Consider the following 20,128-nt stretch of genomic DNA (forward strand, 5'->3'; position numbering starts at 1 on the left):
AGGGCCGCAGGCGCCGTCACCCCGGACGTCGCGCGACGAGGCGGGCCTCGTGGCGCCCTTCCTCGAGCCACCCCTCGTCGTAGCGGACCACCTCGAGCGCCTCGCCGAGCAGGCCGGGGAGCTCGCCGTCCTCGAGCAGCCAGCGCGCGCTCGGGTGAGGGTGCCGCTGCAGGTTCGACAGCGTCGGATGCACGACGACGAGGTGTCCGCCCGGGGCGAGCTCCGCGGCGCAGGCCGCGAGCCGGCGCTCGAGGAAGTAGAAGATCACGATCAGGTCCCAGGGCCCCGCCGGCAGCGGATCGCGCTCCACGTCGAGCGCGACAGTGCGCAGCGCGAGCCCCTCCCTGGCCGCGGCGCCCCGCGCGACGCCGAGCCCGACCTCGGAGATGTCGGCCAGGGTCACGTCGAGCCCGCGCCGGGCCAGCCAGAGGGCGTGCCGCCCCGCGCCGCCGGCCAGATCGAGCGCGCGCCCGCGCCGGGGGAGCAGCGGGTCGAGCGCCGTGAGCACCGCCGAGGGCTCGCCCGGATCGGCGCCCCCCTCGCTGTAACGAGCGTCCCACTTGATGCGATCGTCGTCCGACACGCTGGCCTCCTGCTCGCCCGGGCGGCGCGCCGCGCCTCACCCGACGCCCGGCGCGACGAGGGCCAGGATGGCAGAGGACGCGCGCCGAGCGTAGCCTCCCGCGCCGAGCGTCGGCAGCGGAGCGCCCGGCGCCGTCGGCTGGACACGCAGAACGACCTGGCCTACCAAGCCGGCCGCCTGCCATGCCCGACGAGTGCCTGACCCTGGCCCCCACCCCGGATCCCCGCCGCTTCCGCGCGCCCGACGGCGCGCTGCTCTCGCCGCCCGAAGGCTGGGCGTGCCTGCCGCCGGGCGACGCCGGGCTCACGCGGCGGGTGAAGCTCGCGGGCCCGTCCTGGATGGTGGTCGAGAAGCGCGGGAACAAGACGTTCTCCCGCGGCCTCTGGGCGCCGTCCGCCACGATCGAGGCCGCCCGCGCGGCGCTCGACGCCGAGCGGAGCACGCCCGCCTACGCGAAGAAGCGCGAGGCGGACGCCCGGCGGCGGGAGCGCGATCAGGCGGAGTACGTGCGCGAGTTCGAGGCCGAGGTCGCCGCGTTCCTCCGGTTCTCGCCGCGCTACGCGGCGCTCGCGCAGGCGCTCGCGGTGAAGGTGACGCAGCACGCGACCCCCGTGGGCAGCGGCACCGTGGCCCGCACGGAGCGGATCCCTGTCGCGCGGCGCGCCGAGTCGGCCGTGATCGCCTGGATGCGGCACCAGACCACGGCGTACGACACGATGAGCATCCCGCGCGTGAAGGGGATGCGCCGCGAGGTGCGGCGCGAGCTCGCGCAGATCTCGCGGGCCATCCTCGATCTGCACCGCGGCGACGCGCCGCACGCGCGCGCGTCGTGCCCGCTCTGCGCGGCGCTCTGACGCCCAGGGCGCCGCCGGCGGCCCGCGCGCCCGGGCGCGGCTCGACCAGGCGCCTCAGCGTTCGAGCAGACCCTCGCTGACGAGCCGCTCGCGCAGCGCCGCGGCGCCGTCGAAGCGGTGCGCGCGCATCCCCACCGCGGCCGCCGCGTCGCAGTTCTCCGCGCGATCGTCGACGAACAGGCACTCGCCCGCGGCGACGCCGATGCGGCCCACGAGCCTGTCGAAGAACTCGCGCGCCGGCTTGCGCACGCGCAGGTGATGGCTCGAATAGACCCCCTCGAACAGGACGTCGAGCGCGAACGTCTCGCGCAGCTCCTCGACCCACACGGGGTAGTTGCTCGCCACGAACCGCAGCGCGCGGCCCTCGAGCGCCTCCACGATGTCCCGCACGCCGGGCAAGAAGCGGTATCCCGCGCGGCGCACCCGGTTGAACGCCTCGATGTCGAACGAGACGCCCTCGGCGCCCTCACGAAAGAACCGGCGGACGAACTCGGCCTCGTCGATCTCGCCGATCTCGAACGCGGGCCAGCACGTCGGGTCGCGGTGCCTGGCGATCTCGGCCGGCGCGACGGCACGGATCGCCGCGGCGAGCGCCTCGCGATAGGGGTCGTAGAGGACGGTATCCATCAGATCGAAACAGACAGCGCGGACCATGCGCGGCGGAGCCTAGCACCCGCGCCGCCCGATGTGAGTATGTAGGTCACATATGCGCACAGCGGTTATTTCGTCCACACGGGTGAGTTGCGCTGTGAGCGCCTGAGACAACGTGTGATCTGGAGCGTATCTATGGAGCATTGGGCGGCATTCTCGCCTATACTCCGCCCTGGTCTGGTCATGAGGGTCCCGGCGCCACGCGCCGGCTTGGGGCCGACCCCCGGGAGCCTCACGCGCCGCGTTGCTTTGTTACCAGCGCAGGGCGCTGGTACGCGCTTGGAGAGGAGTCAGGACATGAGATTGCCCACGATGGCCATCGCTCTGTCGCTGGTCGCCGCGATCGGCGCGGCGTGCAGCGTGAACTCGGGCGCCGAGGACGGCGCCGACGCCTCTCAGAGCAGCACTGGGAGCGGGGTTGGGAGCGGTAGTGGCAGCGGAAGCGGTAGTGGCAGCGGAAGTGGTAGTGGCAGCGGAAGCGGGTCTTCCGACAACGGTTTTGGTGACGGGGGCAATCTGAATCCGGGCGGTAATCCCGCCGCGAGCGGCGCGGGCGGCTCGACGGGCGCCGGCGACGCGTGCGCCACGAAGACGTCCGAGGCCGGATTCCAGCAGGTGTATCTCGCCTTCGCCTTCGACGTGTCGGCCAGCATGGGGTCGAACGACGTGGAGTGGCGCAGCAAGGCGCTCAAGTGGGATCCCGTCGTCGCCGCGACGAAGCAGTTCTTCCTGGATCCCGCGTCCGAGGGGTTCAAGGCGTCGCTCACGTTCTTCCCGGGCCCGGGCGGGCGGCGGGAGATGTGCTCGAGCGACTCGTACACGACCCCGGCTGTCCCGATGACGCTGCTCCCCTCTCCGGCCTTCGGCGAGGCGATCGATGTCGTCACGCCCCCGGACGACCGTAGCTGGCGCATCGGCACGCCGACGGCGTACGCGATCGATGGCATCTTCGAGTTCATCCAGGCGGAGCGCCAGCAGAACCCCGGGAAATACGCGATCGTGCTCGTGACCGACGGCTATCCGCAGGAGTGCCGCGACGACACGGACTCGATCGATGCCGTCGTGGAGCGCGTCGGCGCGGCGCTCGCCAGCGACATCTCGACGTTCGTGATCGGGGTCGACAGTCCGCCGGGGGAGGGCTCGCCGCCGAGCCTCACCAACCTGCACCAGATCGCGGCGGCGGGCGGCACGGCGGAGGCGTTCATGCTCGACACAGGCAACGCCGCTGCGACGTCGGCCGCGTTCACCGAGGCGATCGAGGCGATCCGCGGCGCCGCGGTCTCGTGCACGATCCCGATCCCGCCGGCCCCCGACGGGAGGACGTTCGACAAGCAGAAGGTCGTCGTGTCGTACACGAGCGCCGCGACCAGCACCGCAACGACCCTCGACTATGACCAGACCTGCGCGACCGAGAGCGCGTGGCGCTACGACGAGCCGTTGAACCCGACCGCCATCGTGCTCTGCAACGACACGTGCGCCGCGGTGCAGGCCCAGTTCGAGGTGTCCCTGGGCGTCGACTTCACCTGCGAGGACGTGATCGAGGTCCCGCTGTGAGCTGCGCGCTCACGCGCCGGCGCGCCCTCGACCGGGCCGCGCCGGCGCGCCGGTGAGGCGCCCCTCGTTCACGGCGCGCACGCGGGCGGGGTGAAGAGCGCCGGGACGAGGCGGCGGTAGTCGTCGTGGCCGACGCCGCCGCGGAGATCGGCGTCGAGCTTGTAATAAAAGCACCGAGAGGGGGGGATCCCCGCGGCCGTGTAGGTCGCGACGTCGCTCGGCATGTTGCCGAAGCCGAACAAGGGCACGATCCCCGTGCGCGCCTTGAGCCAATCGAGCTCGACGGTCTTGTAGCGGGCCGCCGCCCCGCCGAAAGCGCCGGTGACGCCGATGGTTGTGTGGAGGATGCCTGGCGGGAAGCCCTGTTCCCTCAGCCAGACCCGGGTGTTCCCCACGAGCCACTCGGGGCGCGCTGTCACGTAGAACAGGTGAACCCCGCTGCCGGCGAGCGCGTGCATCGCCGCGGCCGCGCCGGGGTGGGCGGCCGGCGGGCCGCCGCCGAGGAGCTCGCCGACAACGGCGACCTCGCTGGACGTGAGCGTCCCGTCGATGTCGGTGACGGCGACGCGCGCGTCCGGCGGCAGGACCTCGATGAAGAGGTCGGCGCTCGTGCCGTCGCCGACAACGGCGAGGTGCACGCGGTGCCGGCCGACCTCGAGGCGGCGGCCCGCGGTCAGGTCGAGATAGACGCGCCCGCCGGTGTCCGGGATGCCCTCCGTGGTCGGGTGCAGGTGGTCGTCGTCGCTCGTCCGGAAGGCGCCGAGCCGCTCCCAGGCGCCGCTGCAGCCGCGCAGGAGATAGGCCTCGACGTCCTCGTCCTCGAGGTCGTCGTCCTGCGGCCCGTAGGCGAACTTCGCGATCGCCCACTGCGGTCCGTCGGCGCGAACGAAGAGGTCGCGCCCGCGGTGGCGCGGCCACCCGCTCGCCACGTCGCGCGAGCGCGTGTGCCTGAACCCGCGCGGCAGGGCGGGCGGCGGCGGCGCGTCGCAGGCCGGCCGGGCAGGGCATGCGCCGGCGCTGGCCGGCGGCGGCGCGGGCGTGGCGACCTCGCGCGGGGCTCCGCTGCAAGCGACGAACGACAGGGCGGCGAGGGCGAGCGTGGCGGGCGGAGCGGAGCGCAAGGCGAGACGACGTATACCGCGGCGGCGCGCGGGCGCGCGACCGGCCGCGTCACCGCGCGCGCCCGGGCGGCACGCGCCGTGGCGCCGCGCCGGGTCAGGTCCAGAAGCCGGTGGGGTGCCCGAGCAGCGCGCCGCCGGCCTGGCCGAACCACCCCTCCGCGGCGGCGGCGTGCTGAGAGAACGTGTGGATATCCCGGAACCGCCGCTGCACGGGCGACGCATTCCGGGCGACGCCGCCCCCGCCGGCCTGGTAGCAGGCGTCGACGGCGCGGGCCGCGACCTCCGTCACCCAGGCCAGGGTGGCCGAGAGCCGCGGCGCCATGGCCGCGGCGGCACCGGGGTTGTTGACGCACGCGTCCCAGAGCTCGTCCCCCGTGTCGCGGAGCAGGGCGCGGGCGGCGCGCACGCTCGTCTCGGCGCGGCCGAGGTGCACCTGGAAGACGGGCGAGTCCGCGAGCCCGGCGCGCGCGTACAGCCGCTTCTTGCCCGATCGCGCGAGCGTCACCGTCTCATCGAGCGCGCCCTGGGCGATGCCGACGGCGACGGCGCCCATGTGAAGCACGAAGTGCAGGACCGGCGCGACGAAGCCCGGACAGGCCACCGACGGCTGGCCCTGGAAGATATCGAAGCTGTGCTCCGCCGGGCAGAACGCCCCCTCGACGGCGATATCGTGGCTGCCCGTGCCGCGAAGGCCGAGCACGGACCATGTGTCGAGGATGCGCACCTCGCGCGCGGGGAACAGCATGCCCCGCATCTCTGGCGTTTCGCGGACATCGCCCGCAGCCCCCGTCCGCGGGCGGCCGCCGTCCATGAGCACGCAGTTCCCGAACAGCCAGGCGGCGTGCTCGCAGCCGCTCGCGAAGCTCCAGCGCCCGGTGACGCGGTAGCCGCCCTCGGTCGCGTGGGCCTCGCCCTGCGCGTTGAACCCGCCGCCGATGATCACGTCCGGCCCGCCGGAGTAGACGGCGTCGAAGCGCTCGCGCGACAGGAGCGCGAACAGGAGCGGGCTCTCCGAGCCGAGCATCACCGTCCAGCCGGTGGCCCCGTCCGCCCAGGCGAGCGTCTCCAGGACGTCCATCCCCGTGCGCAGGTCGACCTCGAAGCCGCCATGGCTCCTCGGCAAGAACATCCGGAAGCAACCCGCGGCCTTGAGCTGATCGAGCAGGTCCACGGGGAGGCGCCGCGCCTCCTCGATCTCCGCGCTCCGGGACGAGAGGGTGGGGGCCAGATCACGGGCGGCTTGCAGCACCTTCGCTGCGTGTTCGTTCGTCATCGTCGTTCGCTCCTCGACACCGAGGAGTATCGGGACGTGTCGAGGGCGGCAAGACGGCTCATCCGCGCGGATCGGTCACGCGGCCCATGAACAGCACGGCGCCGGTCGCCACGTCGCGGATGAGGAACGCGAACGGGTGATCCGCGCGGAACACCTCCGGCGGCGCCGGGGCCGACCGCGTGGCCATGGCGACGCCGGTGGCCGCGGCGGCCTCGGTCCCCTCCTCGTTGACCTCCACGAACGCCTTGTGTCGCACCTGGGAGATGAAGAGCGGCTCCGCCCGCGTGATCCCGGAGAAATCGGCCTTCGCATCGTCGAACGCGAGCGGCATTCCCAGCTCGATCAGGGCCTTCGAGAGCTCGAACTCCGCGGTGATCTTGAAGCGGGGGAGCGCCACGTCGACCCGCGCCGGCTGGAGCGCGTCGATATATCCCTCGAGCTGCCCGGCCGACAGGCGCTGCTCGACCTGCGGCAGCCCGTCCGCCTGCGTGGGCAGGATGATGACCATCGCCAGGGGGCGCTCGGGGTTCTGCGCCTCGTACGCGAGCTCCAGCACCGCGGCGCCGGCGGCCTGCCCGAGCTTCGCCTGGAGGGTCTTGCGCATCATCGGCACCGCCGGCGCGGCGCCGGGCTTGACCGTGAACGGCTCGTTCTTGGTGGCCTTCTTGTCGAAGGGGGTCGCCCACTTGCCCTTGAAATAGATGGCGTTCGTGAGGACGAGCCGGGTGAGCGCGGTGACGCTGTTCGGCGGCATCAGGTCCTTGATCTTCGCGTTCGTCTGCTGCTCGACCCACTGGTTGATGCGCACGCGCGCCTTCTCGCTCGCGCCCTTGAAGTCGACGAGCTCGATCCCCGCCCCGTAGTGCTGCTGGGTGGTGCTCTGGAACGCGGGCTCGAGCGTCAGCCCGGCCTGGCCCCAGAGGCGGTTGGCGATCCGGAGCTCGGGCGCCTTGGGGCCGGTGGCCTGCGTGAGCTCCTTGACGAGCGCGCCGAACGCGGGGTGGAGCGCCTCGGGCGCCAGGGTGAACTCGAGCGTCTTCGCCATCTGGGCCGCCGTCTCGCCCCGGGCGCCGGCGTAGGTCATGGCCAGCGCGGTCGAGATGCTCGCCGGCGAGAAGAAGAGCTTGCCCGTCGTGGCGGCGAGCTTGCCGTAGAGCCGCTGCGCGAACGCCGCGTTCGCGTCGGCGAAGGGGGCGCCCGCCGGCTGCTGCGCGCCCTGCGGCTGCGCCTCGGGCTGGGCGGGCTGGCCCGGCGCGGGCGCCGCGGTCCCGGCGGCCGGCGTCGCGCTCGGGCAGACGTGCTCCCAGCCGCACGCGCCGCCCTCGGCGCGCGCGCACTGCGGGGCGGCCGTCGAGCCGTCGTCACAGATGCGGGCGATCTTCGCGAGCGGACCGCAGTCGGCTGGCTGGCACGCGGCGGCGCCCGTGTCCGGCGCGGGCGGCGGGACGTGGCTCCGGGCCTGGCACCCGAGTCCGAGGAGGCTGCACAGCGCGGTGGCGATCAGGAACCTTTGGGCCATGCCGCTTCGGTACCAGCGCGCAGGGACGCTGGGAAGCGTCCTGCGGCTGCCGGATGCGGGCGGGCGACGGGCGGGGCCCTGCAGGGGTCACGCGCTCGACCCCGATCGTCCAGGGCAGCACCCGTGTTGCCGGCAGGGGGCCCGGCGCGCCTTCACGGGCAGACAGGCGCGTCCGCGCGCCTCAGAAGTTGTGGACGAACGTGAACCGGCCAGCGAGCTTGCCCGTGACCGGTTGGAAGGTGACGGTGCTGTAGCGGCCCTCCTCCTGCGTCTCGTAGCCGAGATACATCAGGAGCTTGTTCCCCGTGCCGTAGTTCAGGCCGACGATGCCGCCGATCTGCAGGCTGGAGAGGCCGGTGTCGTCCGCCGGCGTGCCCGCGGCGCCGGGGATCTCGTTGAGGTCGACGTTGAGCTCGAGGTGCGGGCCGAGGCCGAAGTCGTCCACCGGGTAGAAGAGGAGGAAATGCCGCGAATAATAGTAGTTCTGAGTGCCCTCGTTGAAGACGCTGTTGAACTGCATCATGTTCCACGACTCGAAATAGACGGGCTTCGCGTCGACGTACAGATAGAGCTGGGGCGCGACCAGCGTGGCCGCCAGGTGGTTGATGAAGTCGAAGCCGATACCCACCATCGGACTGACGATGACCGGACCCAGCGTGAAGGCAGGGCCGATGTCGAACTCCGCGTACCCGTTCGTCGCGAGGTAGATGTCGCTGGCGATGTCGAGCGGGCCGACCTTGTGCGAGGCGCCGGCCCAGACCTGGAGGCCGTAGTTGTCCGCGTCGAACCGGAACCAGCTCGCGATCGGGCTCGCCTCGGGCTGCGGCTCGCCGACCGGCTCGGCGGTGCCCTGCGCCGGCGGGACGGGCGCCGCGGTGCCCGCCGTCGCCGCGTCGCCCGCAGGCGCGGGCGCGGGCGTGGGCGCAACCGCGGTCGGCTCCACCGGGGGCGCCGGCGCTGTCGGCTCCGCGGGGGGCGCCGCGGCGCCCGGGTCAGCCGGGGGCGGCGCGGGATCCTGGGCCCAGGCGGCCGGGGACGCGAGCAACCCCACGACGCAAGCGAGCGCCGTGCAACATTTCCCCATACCGTTCTCGATCATTGAACTGCCTCCTCTGCGCAACATCGCGTGAAAGCAACATGAAACGTGAAAGCAACATGCAACGTAACGGCAGCGGGAAGACAGTAACGTAGTGATGAGCCACTACGCAAAGCCGATGTGCATGGGCGCGAGAGATCAACGCCGCGCCCGCGCTCGCGCCGTGATCGAGGCGGCGCGGCGCGCTTGCCCACCGGCGCGGCGGCCGAGGCGGCGCGGCTGCCCGCGGGCGCGCCGCCTCGACCCTCGCTTCGGCACGCTGGAGGAGCTCGGCGCGCGCGTGCGCGACGCGCGCGCCGCCGGTCTCGAGGTCATCCTCGACACCATTCACCATCTCATCAAGGACAGCGAGCTCCGGGACAACCCGCCGAACCCTCGAGGCGTATCTGCCGTTCGATCGGCTGATGGCCTACGATGGACAGGCCCTGTCCGGCATGCACCTGCCCTTCAATTTGCACCTGATCGCCGAGGCGGGCGCGCAGGGCTGAGGGCGCTCGCGCCGCCGCTCACTGGAGGTGGTCGCGGTAGAAGCGGTCCCGGAAGTCGAAGAAGGGGGCGAGGTCGGGGTGCTCGACGATGCTGTGCACGGACGCGCCCGCGAGCGCCGGCCTGAAGAGGCCTCGCGACGGCGGGAATTTCAAGGGGTGCACGAGGGTCACGGCGGCGATGTCGGCGAGCGACGGCTCGTCGCCGACGAGGTACCTCGACGTCTCGAGCCGGGCGCAGAGGTCGGCGAGGGTGGCGCGCAGGGTGCGCTCCGCCTCGTCGAGCCGCCGCTGGACGGCCCCGAGCCGCGCCTCGGCGATCGGGACGACGGCGGCCATGGCGCGGAGCCCGGCGCTGACGAGCGGCGTCGTCGCGGCGCCCAGCGCGTCGAGGTACCGCTCGTCGCGGGCGGCGTGGCGCAGCCAGACGAGCGGCCCGCTTTTGCCGAGCGTGTCGTCGAGCTGCGCCTCGAGGGCGAGCACCTCGAGCCGCGCGCTGGGGTCTTCCGGCAGCAGGCGCCGCCGATCGGGGAAGGTGCGCTCGAGGTAGAGGGCGATCTCGGTGGAGTCCGCGACGACCGTGCCGTCGTGCTCGATCACGGGGAGCTTGCGCTGGCCGGAGAGGCGGTAGATGGCGATCTGCTCGGGGCCGGGCTGGTGCTCCACGATCCGGTACTCGAGCCCCTTGAAGTCGAGCGCCGCTCGGGCCTTCTCGGAGAAGTGGCTGATCGGAAAGCGATGGAGGACGATCGTCATCGCTCGTCGATACCACGGGCGGGCGCCGCTGTACCGACTCCGGCCGGCGCCTAGATGACGCCGAACTTCTTCCCGACCTTCTCGAACGCCTCGAGCGCGTGATCGAGGTGCTTGCGCTCGTGGGTCGCCATGTAGCTCGTGCGGAGGACCTGCTGCTTGGGCGGGACGCCGGGGGTGATGAACGGGTTCACGTAGAGCGCGTAGTCGTCGAGCAGCGACTTCCACATCATCACGGTCTTGAGGTCGTCGCGGATGTAGATGGGGATGACGGCCGTCTCGGTCTTGCCGAGCTCGAAGCCGAGCCGCTGCAGCTCCACGCGCATGTAGGTGAAGTTCTCGCGGAGCTTCTCCTGGCGCCAGGGCTCCTCCTGCATGATCTCGAGCGCGGCCATGGCGGCGGCGACGCAGGGGGGCGCCGCGCTCGCCGCGAAGAGGAAGCTGTAGGCGAAATGCTGAATGTAATCGAGCACCTTGCGCTCGCCCACGAGCCAGCCGCCGATCGAGGCGAGCGACTTCGAGAAGGTGCCGCCGATGAGGTCGACGTCCTTGCCGAGGCCGAAGTGCGCCGCTGTGCCGCGGCCGCCGGGGCCGATGACGCCGAGGGCGTGCGCGTCGTCGACCAGGAGCCGCGCCTTGTGCTTCTTCACCACCTCGACGATCCCGGGCAGGTTCGCGATCTCGCCCTGGGCGCTGAAGACGCCGTCGGTGATCACGAGCGCCCCCTCGGTGTCGGCGATCTCGGAGAGCGCGCTGTCGAGCGCCGCAGGGTCGCTGTGCTTGTACCGCACCATCCGGGCGCCGGCCGCCTGCGCGAGCCGTACGCCGTCGTAGATCGACGCGTGATCGTCCTTGTCGATCATGGCGACGCTCCGCTTGTTGCTGAGGAGCGCGGAGATGGTGGCGATGTTGACCTGATAGCCCGTCGTGAACACGAGCCCCGCCTCCTTGCCGTGGTAGGCGGCGAGCTTCTCCTCCAGCTCGTTGTGGAGGCGCATCGATCCGTTCACGAGCCGCGAGCCGGTCATGCTCGTGCCGTACTTGTCGATCGCGTTCTTCGCGGCCTCTCGCACCTTCGGGTGCGTCGTCAGCCCGAGGTAGTTGTTCGAGCCGAGCATGGTCACGGTCCGCCCCTCGAGCTGGGCCTCGGGGCCGTTGTTGAAGTCGAGCGGCCGGAAGAACGGGTAGACGCCCATGGCGCGGGCGTTGTCCGCGGTCATGAACTTGTACGTCTTCTCGAACACGTCGCGCCCGCCGATCCGCGACAGCGACGTCCGCGCCGCCATCTGGGTCGCGAGCTGCTGCTCGGCCGCCGCCGCGACGTAGGTGCCGGCGCCGTTCGCGCCCGCGCCGTTCGCGCCCACGCCGTTCACGTGCGAGCGGGCGGCGGCCGGCGCCCTGGCGCTCACCGTCTCCTCGACGGTCGACAGCCCCGCGCCACCGGCCGCCGGCCGGGCGGACGCAGCGCGGGCCGGGGTCGCCCCGTGGACGCCGGCCTCGTCGTCGAGCGCCGGATCGATGTTCGGGAGCGCGTGGCCGTTCAGCAGGATGTCCCACGCCTCCGCGGCCCGCTCCCCGGCGGCGCGCAGGCGGTTCTTCGCATCCATGACCCCGGTGGCGAGCCGCATCACGCGATCGTTGCTGACGACTCGGACGACCCTGCCCGACGACGCGAGCTTCTTTGCTTGGTCGACCAGACGATCCTTCATGCTCATGCCCTGGCTCCTCACGCGATCGAATTAAGGGACGCGGTCCTTCCCGCAAAACCCGCGCCGGCGTGTCGCGTGGGGCCGCGCGCGGCCCTGCTCGATCCCGGTGCGCGTCGCCGCTAAAGCAGCCTGCGCGACGTGCGTCAACTGGGCACCACCGCGCCGCCCTGGCGTCGCCCTGCGCCGGCAGCGCGGGCGCCGCGCAGGCGCATTCCGCGTCGCGCATCGGGCTTCGCGCGGTGCGCCGCGGCCTTCGCAGAGCCCGCCCGCCCCGCCGCGCGCCGGACCCGCACCCCAGCAACTCCCGGCAGATGGGCGCACCGCGGCATGGGCCGAGATGCAACTCGTTGCGGAGTGATGCGCGCCGGTGTAGGAAAAGTTTTCAGGGTCTATGCGCCGTGTCCTAGTCGTTGACGACGAAGAAAACCTGCGCCTCGTGGTGCGCACGTTCCTCAAGCGGGACGGCTACGAGGTCGAGGCGGTCTCGAGCGGCGAGGAGGCCCTCGCGATGGTCGAGACCTTCGGCCCCGACGTCATCCTCACCGACGTCCGGATGCCCCGGATGGGCGGGCTCGATCTCCTGGCGACGCTCAAGGCCAAGGGCAACGAGGCCACGGTCATCGTGATGAGCGCGTATGGCAACATCGACCTCGCGATCGAGGCGATGAAGGCGGGGGCCTACGATTACATCCAGAAGCCGTTCAAGGCCGAGGAGGTGCTGCTCACGCTCCGCAAGGCCGAGGAGCGGGAGGCGCTCCGCCGCGAGAACCGCGCCCTTCGCCAGGAGATCCGGCGGGAGAACTTCTTCGAGGAGATCCTCGCGAAGAGCCCGCCGATGCAGGCGATCTTCAAGACGATCGCGAAGGTGGCCGAGTACAAGACGACGGCGCTCATCACGGGCGAGAGCGGCGTGGGCAAGGAGCTCGTGGCCCGGGCGATCCACCGGCGGTCGAGCCGGCGCGGCGGGCCGTTCGTGGCGGTCAACTGCGGGGCGATCCCGGAGAACCTGCTGGAGAGCGAGCTCTTCGGGTACAAGCGCGGGGCGTTCACCGACGCGATCAACGACAGGGCGGGGCTGTTCGAGCAGGCGAACCACGGCACGCTGCTGCTCGACGAGATCGGCGAGCTGCCGCTCTCGCTGCAGGTGAAGCTGCTCCGGGTGCTCCAGGAGGAGACGATCCGCCGCCTGGGGGACAACCGGGACCTCAAGGTCGATGTCCGCATCCTGGCGGCGACGCACCGCGATCTCGCGGCCGAGACGCAGGCGGGCCGGTTCCGCGAGGACCTGTTCTACCGGATCAACGTGCTCCCGATCGCGATCCCGCCGCTGCGGGAGCGGCGCGAGGACATCCCGATCCTGCTCGATCACTTCCTCGCGCGGAACAACGCGCGGTTCGGCATGAACATCCGCGGCTTCGAGCCCGAGGCGCGCCGGCTGCTCCTGGAGTACCGGTGGCCGGGGAACGTCCGGGAGCTGGAGAACACGGTCGAGCGCGCGATGGTGCTCTGCGAGGGCGAGCGCATCGGCGAGGCCGACCTGCCCGACCGGATCCGCGAGGCGCGCGACCCGATCCAGATGCAGCTCACGAGCGGGGAGCTGTCGATCAAGAAGACGTCGCGCGTGATCGAGGAGATCCTCATCCGGCGGGCGCTCCAGAAGACCAAGGGCAACCGGACCAAGGCGGCCGAGGTGCTCGAGATCAGCCACCGGGCGCTGCTCTACAAGATCAAGGACTACCGGATCGATCTCTGAACACATCGGGACGCCCGGGACATGGCGATCCGGCCGAGTCGACGGGCGATATTTCCCCGGATGTCCGGGAGGGGCTCCGGCCGATGGACGGATGACGACATCCTCCGGCGGGCGACACAACAGCTCCCTTGCGCCCGTCCCTCCAGGGGGGTACGTCGTCGCGCCCGACCCATGAAGAAGAATTACGTTCTCGACGCGAACGTCCTGCTCCACGACCCCCACGCGATCTTCAAGTTCGAGGACAACGACGTCATCATCCCGATCTACGCGATCGAGGAGATCGATCAGTTCAAGCGGGAGGGCTCGGAGCGCGGGCGCAACGCGAGGACCATCGCGCGGCTGCTCGACGAGGTCCGCGGCGCCGGGCCGCTCGCGACGGGCGTGCTCCTCGAGAGCGGCGGGACGCTGCGGATCGCCATCCCGGAGCGGCGGCCGGAGCTGCTCGTGGGGCTGGAGTCGGGCTCGCAGGACAACGCCATCCTGCAGACGGCGATCGACATCCGCGACAGGCACAAGGACCGGCCGACCATCTTCGTGACGATGGACACGAACCTCCGGATCCGCGCCGACGCGCTCGGGATCCCGGCGGAGACGTACGAGAACCAGCGGGTGGACGACCCGTCGATCGAGCAGTCGGTGGTCGAGCTCGAGGTGCCCGGCACCGAGGTCGACGCGTTCTTCCAGAACGGCTTCCTCGCGAGCGCCAACCTCGCGGATCTATTGCCGAATGCGGCGGTGCTCCTCCGCGACGCGGCGGCGCCGAGCCACACGGCGCTCGGCCGCTTCGACGCGGCGCGCGGGCAGATCGTCGCGCTGCGCGTCGGTCGGGAAGGGGTGATGGGGGTCCGGCCGCGCAACAAGGAGCAGGCCTTCGCGCTCGACCTGCTCCTCGACGATTCCGTCCGGCTGCTCACGCTGGTCGGCAAGGCGGGGACGGGCAAGACGCTGCTGGCGCTCGCGGCGGCGCTCAAGCGCACGACGGAGGACAACGCCTACAGCCGGCTGCTCGTGAGCCGGCCGATCATGCCGCTCGGGCGCGATCTGGGCTTCCTTCCGGGCGACGTGGACGAGAAGCTGAACCCGTGGATGCAGCCGATCTTCGACAACCTCGAGTTCCTGTTCTCGAACGGCGGCACGAGGCCGGGGCGCGACGCGCGCGGCTTCGTGGAGCTGCTCGAGAGCGGGCAGATCCAGGTCGAGCCGCTGACGTACATCCGCGGGCGCAGCCTGCCGCACCAGTACCTCATCGTGGACGAGGCCCAGAACCTCACCCCGCACGAGGTGAAGACGATCATCACGCGGTGCGGCGAGGGGACGAAGATCGTGCTGACCGGCGATCCGCAGCAGATCGACAACCCGTACGTGGACCACGCGTCGAACGGCCTGCTCGTGGTGGCGGAGCGGTTCAAGCGCGAGCGCATCGCGGGGCACGTGGTGCTCGCCAAGGGCGAGCGCAGCGAGCTCGCGGAGCTCGCGGCGAACCTGCTCTGAGGCAGGCAGCGCCGGGCGCGCGACGCGATCGCGGGAGGAGCGGGGGCGTGGCGAGCGTGGCGAGCGTGGTGAGCGCGGCGAGCGTGAAAGGAGCGGAGGGTCGTGGCGCGGCGTCCTCGGGCTAGAGCGGCGGAGCAAGGCGCGCCGCCGGCCTGGGTGCCGGACGCGGACCGGCTCCTCGGCGCGGCGGCGCGGCGGATCCGCGTCGTCGGCGCGAGCACGCCGGTGAACCTGGTGGAGGAGCTCGCGCGGCTCGTCGCGGCGTGGGGGCAGAGCGGCGCCGAGGTGCCGCGCTTCACCTATGCGCCGGCGCAGGACCACAGCGACGTCCGGAGGGCGATGGAGGCGGCCGCCGAGCGGCTCGCGGAGCAGGGGGAGCTCGGCGCCGTGTACGCCGGCCGCGCCCGCGAGCTCGCCGCGGAGGCCGCGATCTGCGAGGCCGCGGGCGGGGCGGGGTGCTGGGCAGCCGCGCGCCTGCGCTACGCGGCGCGCGACGCGTTCGACGAGCAGGCGGACGCGCTCGCCGCGGCCTGGGCCGAGGAGGAGGCGGGCGCGGCGGCGTGCGAGGAGGCGCGGGTGCGGAGCGACGACGCGCGCGCGCCGGGGTCGCTCGTGTCGCGGATGCGGCGCGAGATCGGGGCGCGCCGGTTGCCGCTGCGGGTGGTGATCGCGGACATCGCGCCGCTCGCCGCGACGGGCGACGGGGTGATCCAGGTGGCGCGCGGGCGCATGCTCACGCGCGACGACGTGGAGCGGACGGTGCTCCACGAGATCGAGGGGCACGCGGCGCCCGGCGTGCGCGCCGCGGCGCTCCCGCTCGGGATCTTCGCGATCGGGACGGCGAACGGCGGCGACGATCAGGAGGGCTGGGCGCTCGCGCGCGAGCGCGCCGCGGGCTACCTGGTCGGCGCGCGGCGGAGCGAGCTCGGGCTGCGCCACCTGGCCGCGCGGAGCGTCGAGCGCGGGGCGGGGTTCGTCGAGACCGCGCGGCTGCTCGAGGCGCGCGGGGCGCGCTCCACCGGGGACGCGCTGCGCATCGCGGCGCGCGTCCACCGGGGCGGCGGCCTGGCGCGGGAGGTCGTGTACCTGCCGGCGCTGCTGCGGGTCGAGGCGCTGCTCCTGGCGCAGCCGGCGCTCGGCCAGGTGCTCGCCTCGGGCAGGGTCTCGGTGAGCGCGGCAGCGTCGCTTGCGTCCTGGGCGCAGGGGAGCTGACCGGACGAGGCTGAGGGAGCCGACCGAGGTTGAGGTGAACCGACCGAGGTTGAGGGAGCCGACCGAGGTTGAGGGAGCCGACCGAGGTTGAGGGAGCCGACCGAGGTTGAGGCCGACCGAGGTTGAGGCCGACCGAGGTTGAGGCTGACCGAGGTCGAGGCCGACCGAGGTTGAGGTGAACCGACCGAGGTTGAGGTGAACCGACCGAGGTTGAGGTGAACCGGCCGAGGTTGAGGTGAACCGACCGAGGTTGAGGTGAACCGACCGAGGTTGAATGAGCGGTGAGCTGGCGACCGAGGTTGCCGGGTTCGAGCCGGAGGTTGGGAAGCCGGGAAGAAAATTCCGGGCTTCCCCTGAACTTCATGCCTTCCCGCGAAACCTATCCGGTGAAATGGAGGACCGCGGTCGGCGAGCGGAGCGAAAGGGGGCTGCGTGAAGGGAAGGATCACTTCAGCCGTGCGAGCACGGCATGGAACGCGCTTGTCGTGTCCGCCGGGAAGCAGGGTGTCCCGCGCGCGGGGGCTCGACCCGGTCGACAGCGCGCCGCGCGGAGCCGCATCCGGGAAGGCGGGGCGCGGAGGGGCCAGCGGGCGGAGGGGGACATGAACTCGAAGAAGACCATGGAGCGAGGCTCCAGACGGGCGCCGAGGGGGATCGAGGCCCCGACGGTGGTCCTCAAGGACGACCTTCATGTGGTCGATCTCGGCGCCGGCGTGATGCTCGACGTGTTCATCAACGTCGAGGGCCGACTCACGACGTTCGTCAGCCTGGACGGCCAGCTCATCGCCGAGCTCCGCGTCGCAGGTCACGCCTGAACCGAGGCGACGCCGCCTCGCCCAGAGAGGCCTGCAGAGGGGGCGAACGACCCGAGCGTTCGCCCCGCCCTCACGCCTCCCTGGGCGTGTCGCCGCGCCGCCCCCGCCGCTCGCCGTGCCCGGGCGCCCCTCCGGCGATCACGGGCCCGAGAACTCCCGCACCACGCGCAGGATGCCCTCCCCGTAGCTCGAGATCTTCGCCTGCCCCATCCCGCGCGCGAGGGCGAGATCGTCGAGCGAAGTGGGCCGGATCCGGGCGATCTCGCGGAGCGTCCGGTCGTGCGCGATGATGTACGCGGGCAGCGCCTTCTCCTTCGCGAGCGCCGCCCTGTGGGCGCGGAGCGCCTCGAACAGCGGGACATCCTGCTCCTCGATCTCGACGCCGGGCCCCTCGCCCGCCGCGCGCGGCGAGGGGAGGGGAGCGGCCGCCTCGGGGGGCGCCGCGCCGGCGTGGGCCGCTTCCGCCGATGACGGGGGCGCGGCAGGCCGCGCGCGCGCCGGCGCGGAGGCCGCGGCCGGCGCCCGCGCGGCGGGCGAGGGGCCCGGCGCCCCGCGGCGCAGCGGCTTGCGGCGCGCCGCGGGGAGCGGGAGCCGCACCCGGGCGGGCACCTCGCCGCGCATCACGCGCCAGCCCGGCGGCGTGACGAGCGGGACGGGGAACTCGCCGGTGGTGAGATCGATCCAGGCGTTGGCGAGCAGGACGCGCAGGATCGACATCGCCTCGTCGTGGCTCTTCCCTTCGAGGACGCCGAACGTGGAGAGCCGGTCGAGCCCCATGCGGCGGACGCGCTCGTTCGACTCCCCGACGAGCATCGACGCGATCGCCTGCATCCCGGCGCCGCCCTTCACCCGCGCGACGCCGGCGAGCGCGCGGCGCACGAGGTCGTTGTCGCGGGCGATCGCGGCCGGGTCGCTCGCCTCGAGGGCGTCGACCTCGAGGCAGACATCGCAGTGACCGCAGCCGCCGAGCGACTCGGCCTCGTCGCCGAAGTAGCGGAGGATGAAGTCGTGCCGGCAGGTCGCGGCGTCGACGTAGCGGAGCAGCTCGCGGAAGAGCCCCCAGGCGCGCGCGGCGTCGTCCGCGTTCGCCTCGACGCCCCCCTCGCCGAGCTGGCACAGCCGCCGGCGCAGCGCGATGTCCGCGGGCGCGAAGAGCAGGAGGCCGCGCGCCGGATCGCCGTCGCGCCCGGCGCGCCCGACCTCCTGGTAGTAGGCCTCGATCGACGACGGCGGCTGGGCGTGCACGACCAGGCGGACGTCGGGGCGGTCGATGCCCATCCCGAAGGCGTTCGTGGCCACCACCACGGAGAGCGTGCGGTCGGCGAAGCCGGCCGACAGGCGCGCGCGCGACTCGGGGGCGAGGCCGGCGTGGTACGCCTCCGCGTTCCAGCCGGCGTCGCGGAGCGCCTCGGCGAGCCGCTCCGCGCCCTTGCGGGTCGCGGCGTAGACGATGCCCGCGCCGCGGGGCCGCCCGGGGTCGCCGAGGGCGTCGGACAGCGCCCGCGCCGCGCGGCGCCCGGCCTCGCGCGGGCCGTCGACCGCGGAGACCTGCAGGTGGAGGTTGGGCCGGGCGAACCCGCGCAGGATCACCTTGGGCGGCGGCTCATCGGACCCGCGCGACCCGCGCCCGTCCTCCGTCTCGCCGTCTTCGTCGGAGGAGCGCAGCGGCCAGCCGAGCCGGCGGATGATCTCGTCGCGCGCGTCGGGGGTCGCTGTCGCGGTGCAGGCGAGCACCCGGGGCGGGCGGAGCCGCGCGAGCGCGGCGCCGATGCGCAGGTAGTCGGGCCGGAAGTCGTGCCCCCACTGGACGATGCAGTGCGCCTCGTCGATCGCGACGAGCGAGAGCCGGCTCGCGGTGAGCGCCTCGAGGAAGCCGTCGAGCGCGAGGCGCTCGGGCGCCGCGTAGACGAGCTTGTACTCGCCCCGGCGGAGGGCGCCGAGGCGACGGCCGTTCTCCTCGCGCGAGAGGCTGGAAGCGACGAACGTGGCGGGGATGCCCCGCGCCTCGAGCGCGCGCACCTGATCTTCCATCAGGGAGATGAGCGGGCTCAGGACGAGCGTCGTTCCGGGCAGGGCGACGGCCGGGAGCTGGTAGCAGAGCGACTTGCCGCCGCCGGTCGGCGCGACAACGAGGACGCGGCCCGCGCCCCCGAGCAGGGCGTCGATCGCCTCGCGCTGCCACGGCCGGAACGAGGCGATGCCGAACCGCTCCGCGAGCACGGCGTCGATCGACGGCGGCGGGCCTTCGGGGGGGCGCAGCAGGGAGGGGGCGAGGCGCTCGGTCAGGATGGACAAGGGGGGCTCCGCGAAGACCATGGCGGCGGCCTCCAGCGAGCGCCGTGCCCGCCGCGAGCCCTAGCATTTTCGCGCGCTTGCGTCGCGGCGGGGGTGGCGGCGCCATGGCGGCCGCGGGATCGCCTGCGGGCGCGGTAGGGTGGGTAGGGGAGCGGCGATCAGGCCTGGACGACGCCGATGCCCTTGGCGAGCGCTTCCATGTCGTCGAAGTGATAGACGTGGCGACCGGGGTTCCCCTGGAGCGCGGCGGCGACCATGGCGCCGGCGACGGTCCTCGCGTCGATCGGGCGGTACCTGCGCAGGCCTCCCTTCATCGTGAACCGGAGCGTCTGCGCCGCCGCGACGCCGATGGCCTCGCCCTTCCTGACCTCGCCCCGCTCCCCGAGCAGCAGGCTCGGGCGCATGACGTGCACCGACGCGAAGCTCGCGGCGGAGAGCTCCTGCTCGAGCTCTCCCTTCACGCGCAGGTAGAAGCTCGTCGAGCGCGGATCGGCGCCGACGGAGGAGACGAGGACGAGCTGCTTCACCCCCGCCTTCTCGGCGAGCCTGGCGACGGAGATCGGGTAACGATAGTCGATCTGATAGAAGGCCTCCTCGGAGCCGGCCTTGGCGATCGTGGTCCCGAGCGCGCAGAACACGTCGGTGACGCCGGCGAGCTCGGCGCCGTCGAGCCGGTCGAAGTCGACGATGCGCTGGGAGAGCCGCGGATCCTCAAACGGGGCGGGGCGCCGCAGCAGGGCGATGACCCGCGCGTACGCGGGCTGCTGCACGAGGAGGCGCAAGCAATGGCCGCCGACGAGGCCTGTTCCTCCCACGATGAGGGCTGTCTTGTCGACCGTCATGAGCTCCATGTCCCTGCAGAATCGCCTGCGGAGAGAGCGCCGCCGCGGGGATCCACAGCCGTACAGCGCAGCGTAACCGAAGCAGCGCTGGATCGATAGCGGTCGGCCGCCGCGCCGAGGGC

Annotated in this window: 16 protein-coding genes; 6 read left to right on the forward strand and 10 right to left on the reverse strand. The window is 72.6% G+C overall.

The features are described 5' to 3' along the window. Window positions 1-16: 16 nt before the first annotated feature. Window positions 17-583, reverse strand: coding sequence for a class I SAM-dependent methyltransferase (locus WMF42_RS13920; RefSeq protein ID WP_061610584.1), 567 nt, complete (start codon window positions 581-583; stop codon window positions 17-19). Between the two features lie 182 nt (window positions 584-765). Between WMF42_RS13920 and WMF42_RS13925 the strand changes: the two genes are divergently transcribed. Next, window positions 766-1,437 (forward strand): DUF2293 domain-containing protein, encoded by a 672-nt coding sequence (locus WMF42_RS13925; RefSeq protein ID WP_061610585.1) that lies wholly within the window; start codon window positions 766-768, stop codon window positions 1,435-1,437. Window positions 1,438-1,491: 54 nt separating this feature from the next. On the opposite strand, the gene WMF42_RS13930 is transcribed toward WMF42_RS13925, so the two are convergent. Further along, a complete protein-coding gene (locus WMF42_RS13930) occupies window positions 1,492-2,091 on the reverse strand; it encodes an HAD family hydrolase (protein ID WP_437692389.1) in 600 nt (199 codons plus the stop codon). A 294-nt stretch (window positions 2,092-2,385) separates the two neighbouring features. On the opposite strand from WMF42_RS13930, the gene WMF42_RS13935 reads away from it, so the two are divergent. After that, window positions 2,386-3,642: a vWA domain-containing protein gene (locus tag WMF42_RS13935; protein ID WP_437692391.1), complete on the forward strand. Its 1,257-nt coding sequence runs from the start codon at window positions 2,386-2,388 to the stop codon at window positions 3,640-3,642. Window positions 3,643-3,710: 68 nt separating this feature from the next. Here WMF42_RS13935 and WMF42_RS13940 read toward each other — a convergent pair whose 3' ends face one another. From WMF42_RS13940 to WMF42_RS13965, 6 genes are all read right to left on the reverse strand, one after another. Then, the gene (locus tag WMF42_RS13940; protein ID WP_437692393.1) at window positions 3,711-4,763 is read right to left on the reverse strand and encodes an LNS2 domain-containing protein; all 1,053 of its coding nucleotides are present in this window, start codon (window positions 4,761-4,763) and stop codon (window positions 3,711-3,713) included. 94 nt (window positions 4,764-4,857) lie between these two features. After that, window positions 4,858-6,036, reverse strand: coding sequence for an acyl-CoA dehydrogenase family protein (locus tag WMF42_RS13945; protein ID WP_437692395.1), 1,179 nt, complete (start codon window positions 6,034-6,036; stop codon window positions 4,858-4,860). Window positions 6,037-6,094: 58 nt separating this feature from the next. After that, a complete protein-coding gene (locus WMF42_RS13950; RefSeq protein ID WP_437692396.1) occupies window positions 6,095-7,555 on the reverse strand; it encodes a serpin family protein in 1,461 nt (486 codons plus the stop codon). A 181-nt stretch (window positions 7,556-7,736) separates the two neighbouring features. After that, window positions 7,737-8,654, reverse strand: a complete 918-nt coding sequence (locus WMF42_RS13955; RefSeq protein WP_437692398.1) for a hypothetical protein — start codon at window positions 8,652-8,654, stop codon at window positions 7,737-7,739. Between the two features lie 503 nt (window positions 8,655-9,157). Next, window positions 9,158-9,892, reverse strand: coding sequence for a glutathione S-transferase family protein (locus WMF42_RS13960; protein ID WP_061610362.1), 735 nt, complete (start codon window positions 9,890-9,892; stop codon window positions 9,158-9,160). Window positions 9,893-9,942: 50 nt separating this feature from the next. Then, window positions 9,943-11,604 carry an aminotransferase class I/II-fold pyridoxal phosphate-dependent enzyme gene (locus tag WMF42_RS13965; protein ID WP_437692400.1) on the reverse strand — a complete coding sequence of 554 codons (1,662 nt, stop codon included), beginning with the start codon at window positions 11,602-11,604 and terminating at the stop codon, window positions 9,943-9,945. A gap of 385 nt (window positions 11,605-11,989) precedes the next feature. Between WMF42_RS13965 and WMF42_RS13970 the strand changes: the two genes are divergently transcribed. The 4 genes from WMF42_RS13970 (at window position 11,990) to WMF42_RS13985 (ending at window position 16,869) form a co-directional block, all read left to right on the forward strand. Further along, the gene (locus WMF42_RS13970) at window positions 11,990-13,351 is read left to right on the forward strand and encodes a sigma-54-dependent transcriptional regulator (RefSeq protein WP_434047299.1); all 1,362 of its coding nucleotides are present in this window, start codon (window positions 11,990-11,992) and stop codon (window positions 13,349-13,351) included. 171 nt (window positions 13,352-13,522) lie between these two features. Continuing rightward, the gene (locus WMF42_RS13975; protein WP_061610363.1) at window positions 13,523-14,842 is read left to right on the forward strand and encodes a PhoH family protein; all 1,320 of its coding nucleotides are present in this window, start codon (window positions 13,523-13,525) and stop codon (window positions 14,840-14,842) included. A gap of 156 nt (window positions 14,843-14,998) precedes the next feature. Continuing rightward, window positions 14,999-16,054, forward strand: coding sequence for a tyrosine/phenylalanine carboxypeptidase domain-containing protein (locus tag WMF42_RS13980; protein ID WP_437692402.1), 1,056 nt, complete (start codon window positions 14,999-15,001; stop codon window positions 16,052-16,054). A 602-nt stretch (window positions 16,055-16,656) separates the two neighbouring features. Then, complete coding sequence (locus tag WMF42_RS13985) at window positions 16,657-16,869, forward strand: hypothetical protein (protein ID WP_061613018.1); 213 nt, start codon at window positions 16,657-16,659, stop codon at window positions 16,867-16,869. 138 nt (window positions 16,870-17,007) lie between these two features. On the opposite strand, the gene WMF42_RS13990 is transcribed toward WMF42_RS13985, so the two are convergent. Together WMF42_RS13990 and WMF42_RS13995 are read right to left on the reverse strand one after the other, a co-directional pair. After that, window positions 17,008-19,185 carry a RecQ family ATP-dependent DNA helicase gene (locus WMF42_RS13990; RefSeq protein ID WP_437692404.1) on the reverse strand — a complete coding sequence of 726 codons (2,178 nt, stop codon included), beginning with the start codon at window positions 19,183-19,185 and terminating at the stop codon, window positions 17,008-17,010. A gap of 137 nt (window positions 19,186-19,322) precedes the next feature. Continuing rightward, window positions 19,323-20,015, reverse strand: coding sequence for an oxidoreductase (locus WMF42_RS13995; protein ID WP_061612075.1), 693 nt, complete (start codon window positions 20,013-20,015; stop codon window positions 19,323-19,325). Window positions 20,016-20,128 lie beyond the last annotated feature (113 nt).

The organism is Sorangium sp. So ce176 (assembly GCF_051519835.1).
GTDB classification, from domain to species: domain Bacteria; phylum Myxococcota_A; class Polyangia; order Polyangiales; family Polyangiaceae; genus Sorangium; species Sorangium cellulosum_G.

Coding starts and splice junctions, on each gene's coding strand:
- WMF42_RS13970 (WP_434047299.1), top strand. CDS start 11,990: ATGCGCCGTGTCCTAGTCGTTGACGACGAAGAAAACCTGCGCCTCGTG.
- WMF42_RS13985 (WP_061613018.1), top strand. CDS start 16,657: ATGAACTCGAAGAAGACCATGGAGCGAGGCTCCAGACGGGCGCCGAGG.
- WMF42_RS13975 (WP_061610363.1), top strand. CDS start 13,523: ATGAAGAAGAATTACGTTCTCGACGCGAACGTCCTGCTCCACGACCCC.
- WMF42_RS13935 (WP_437692391.1), top strand. CDS start 2,386: ATGAGATTGCCCACGATGGCCATCGCTCTGTCGCTGGTCGCCGCGATC.
- WMF42_RS13925 (WP_061610585.1), top strand. CDS start 766: ATGCCCGACGAGTGCCTGACCCTGGCCCCCACCCCGGATCCCCGCCGC.
- WMF42_RS13990 (WP_437692404.1), bottom strand. CDS start 19,185: ATGGTCTTCGCGGAGCCCCCCTTGTCCATCCTGACCGAGCGCCTCGCC.
- WMF42_RS13995 (WP_061612075.1), bottom strand. CDS start 20,015: ATGGAGCTCATGACGGTCGACAAGACAGCCCTCATCGTGGGAGGAACA.
- WMF42_RS13945 (WP_437692395.1), bottom strand. CDS start 6,036: ATGACGAACGAACACGCAGCGAAGGTGCTGCAAGCCGCCCGTGATCTG.
- WMF42_RS13950 (WP_437692396.1), bottom strand. CDS start 7,555: ATGGCCCAAAGGTTCCTGATCGCCACCGCGCTGTGCAGCCTCCTCGGA.
- WMF42_RS13955 (WP_437692398.1), bottom strand. CDS start 8,654: ATGATCGAGAACGGTATGGGGAAATGTTGCACGGCGCTCGCTTGCGTC.
- WMF42_RS13930 (WP_437692389.1), bottom strand. CDS start 2,091: ATGGTCCGCGCTGTCTGTTTCGATCTGATGGATACCGTCCTCTACGAC.
- WMF42_RS13965 (WP_437692400.1), bottom strand. CDS start 11,604: ATGAGCATGAAGGATCGTCTGGTCGACCAAGCAAAGAAGCTCGCGTCG.
- WMF42_RS13960 (WP_061610362.1), bottom strand. CDS start 9,892: ATGACGATCGTCCTCCATCGCTTTCCGATCAGCCACTTCTCCGAGAAG.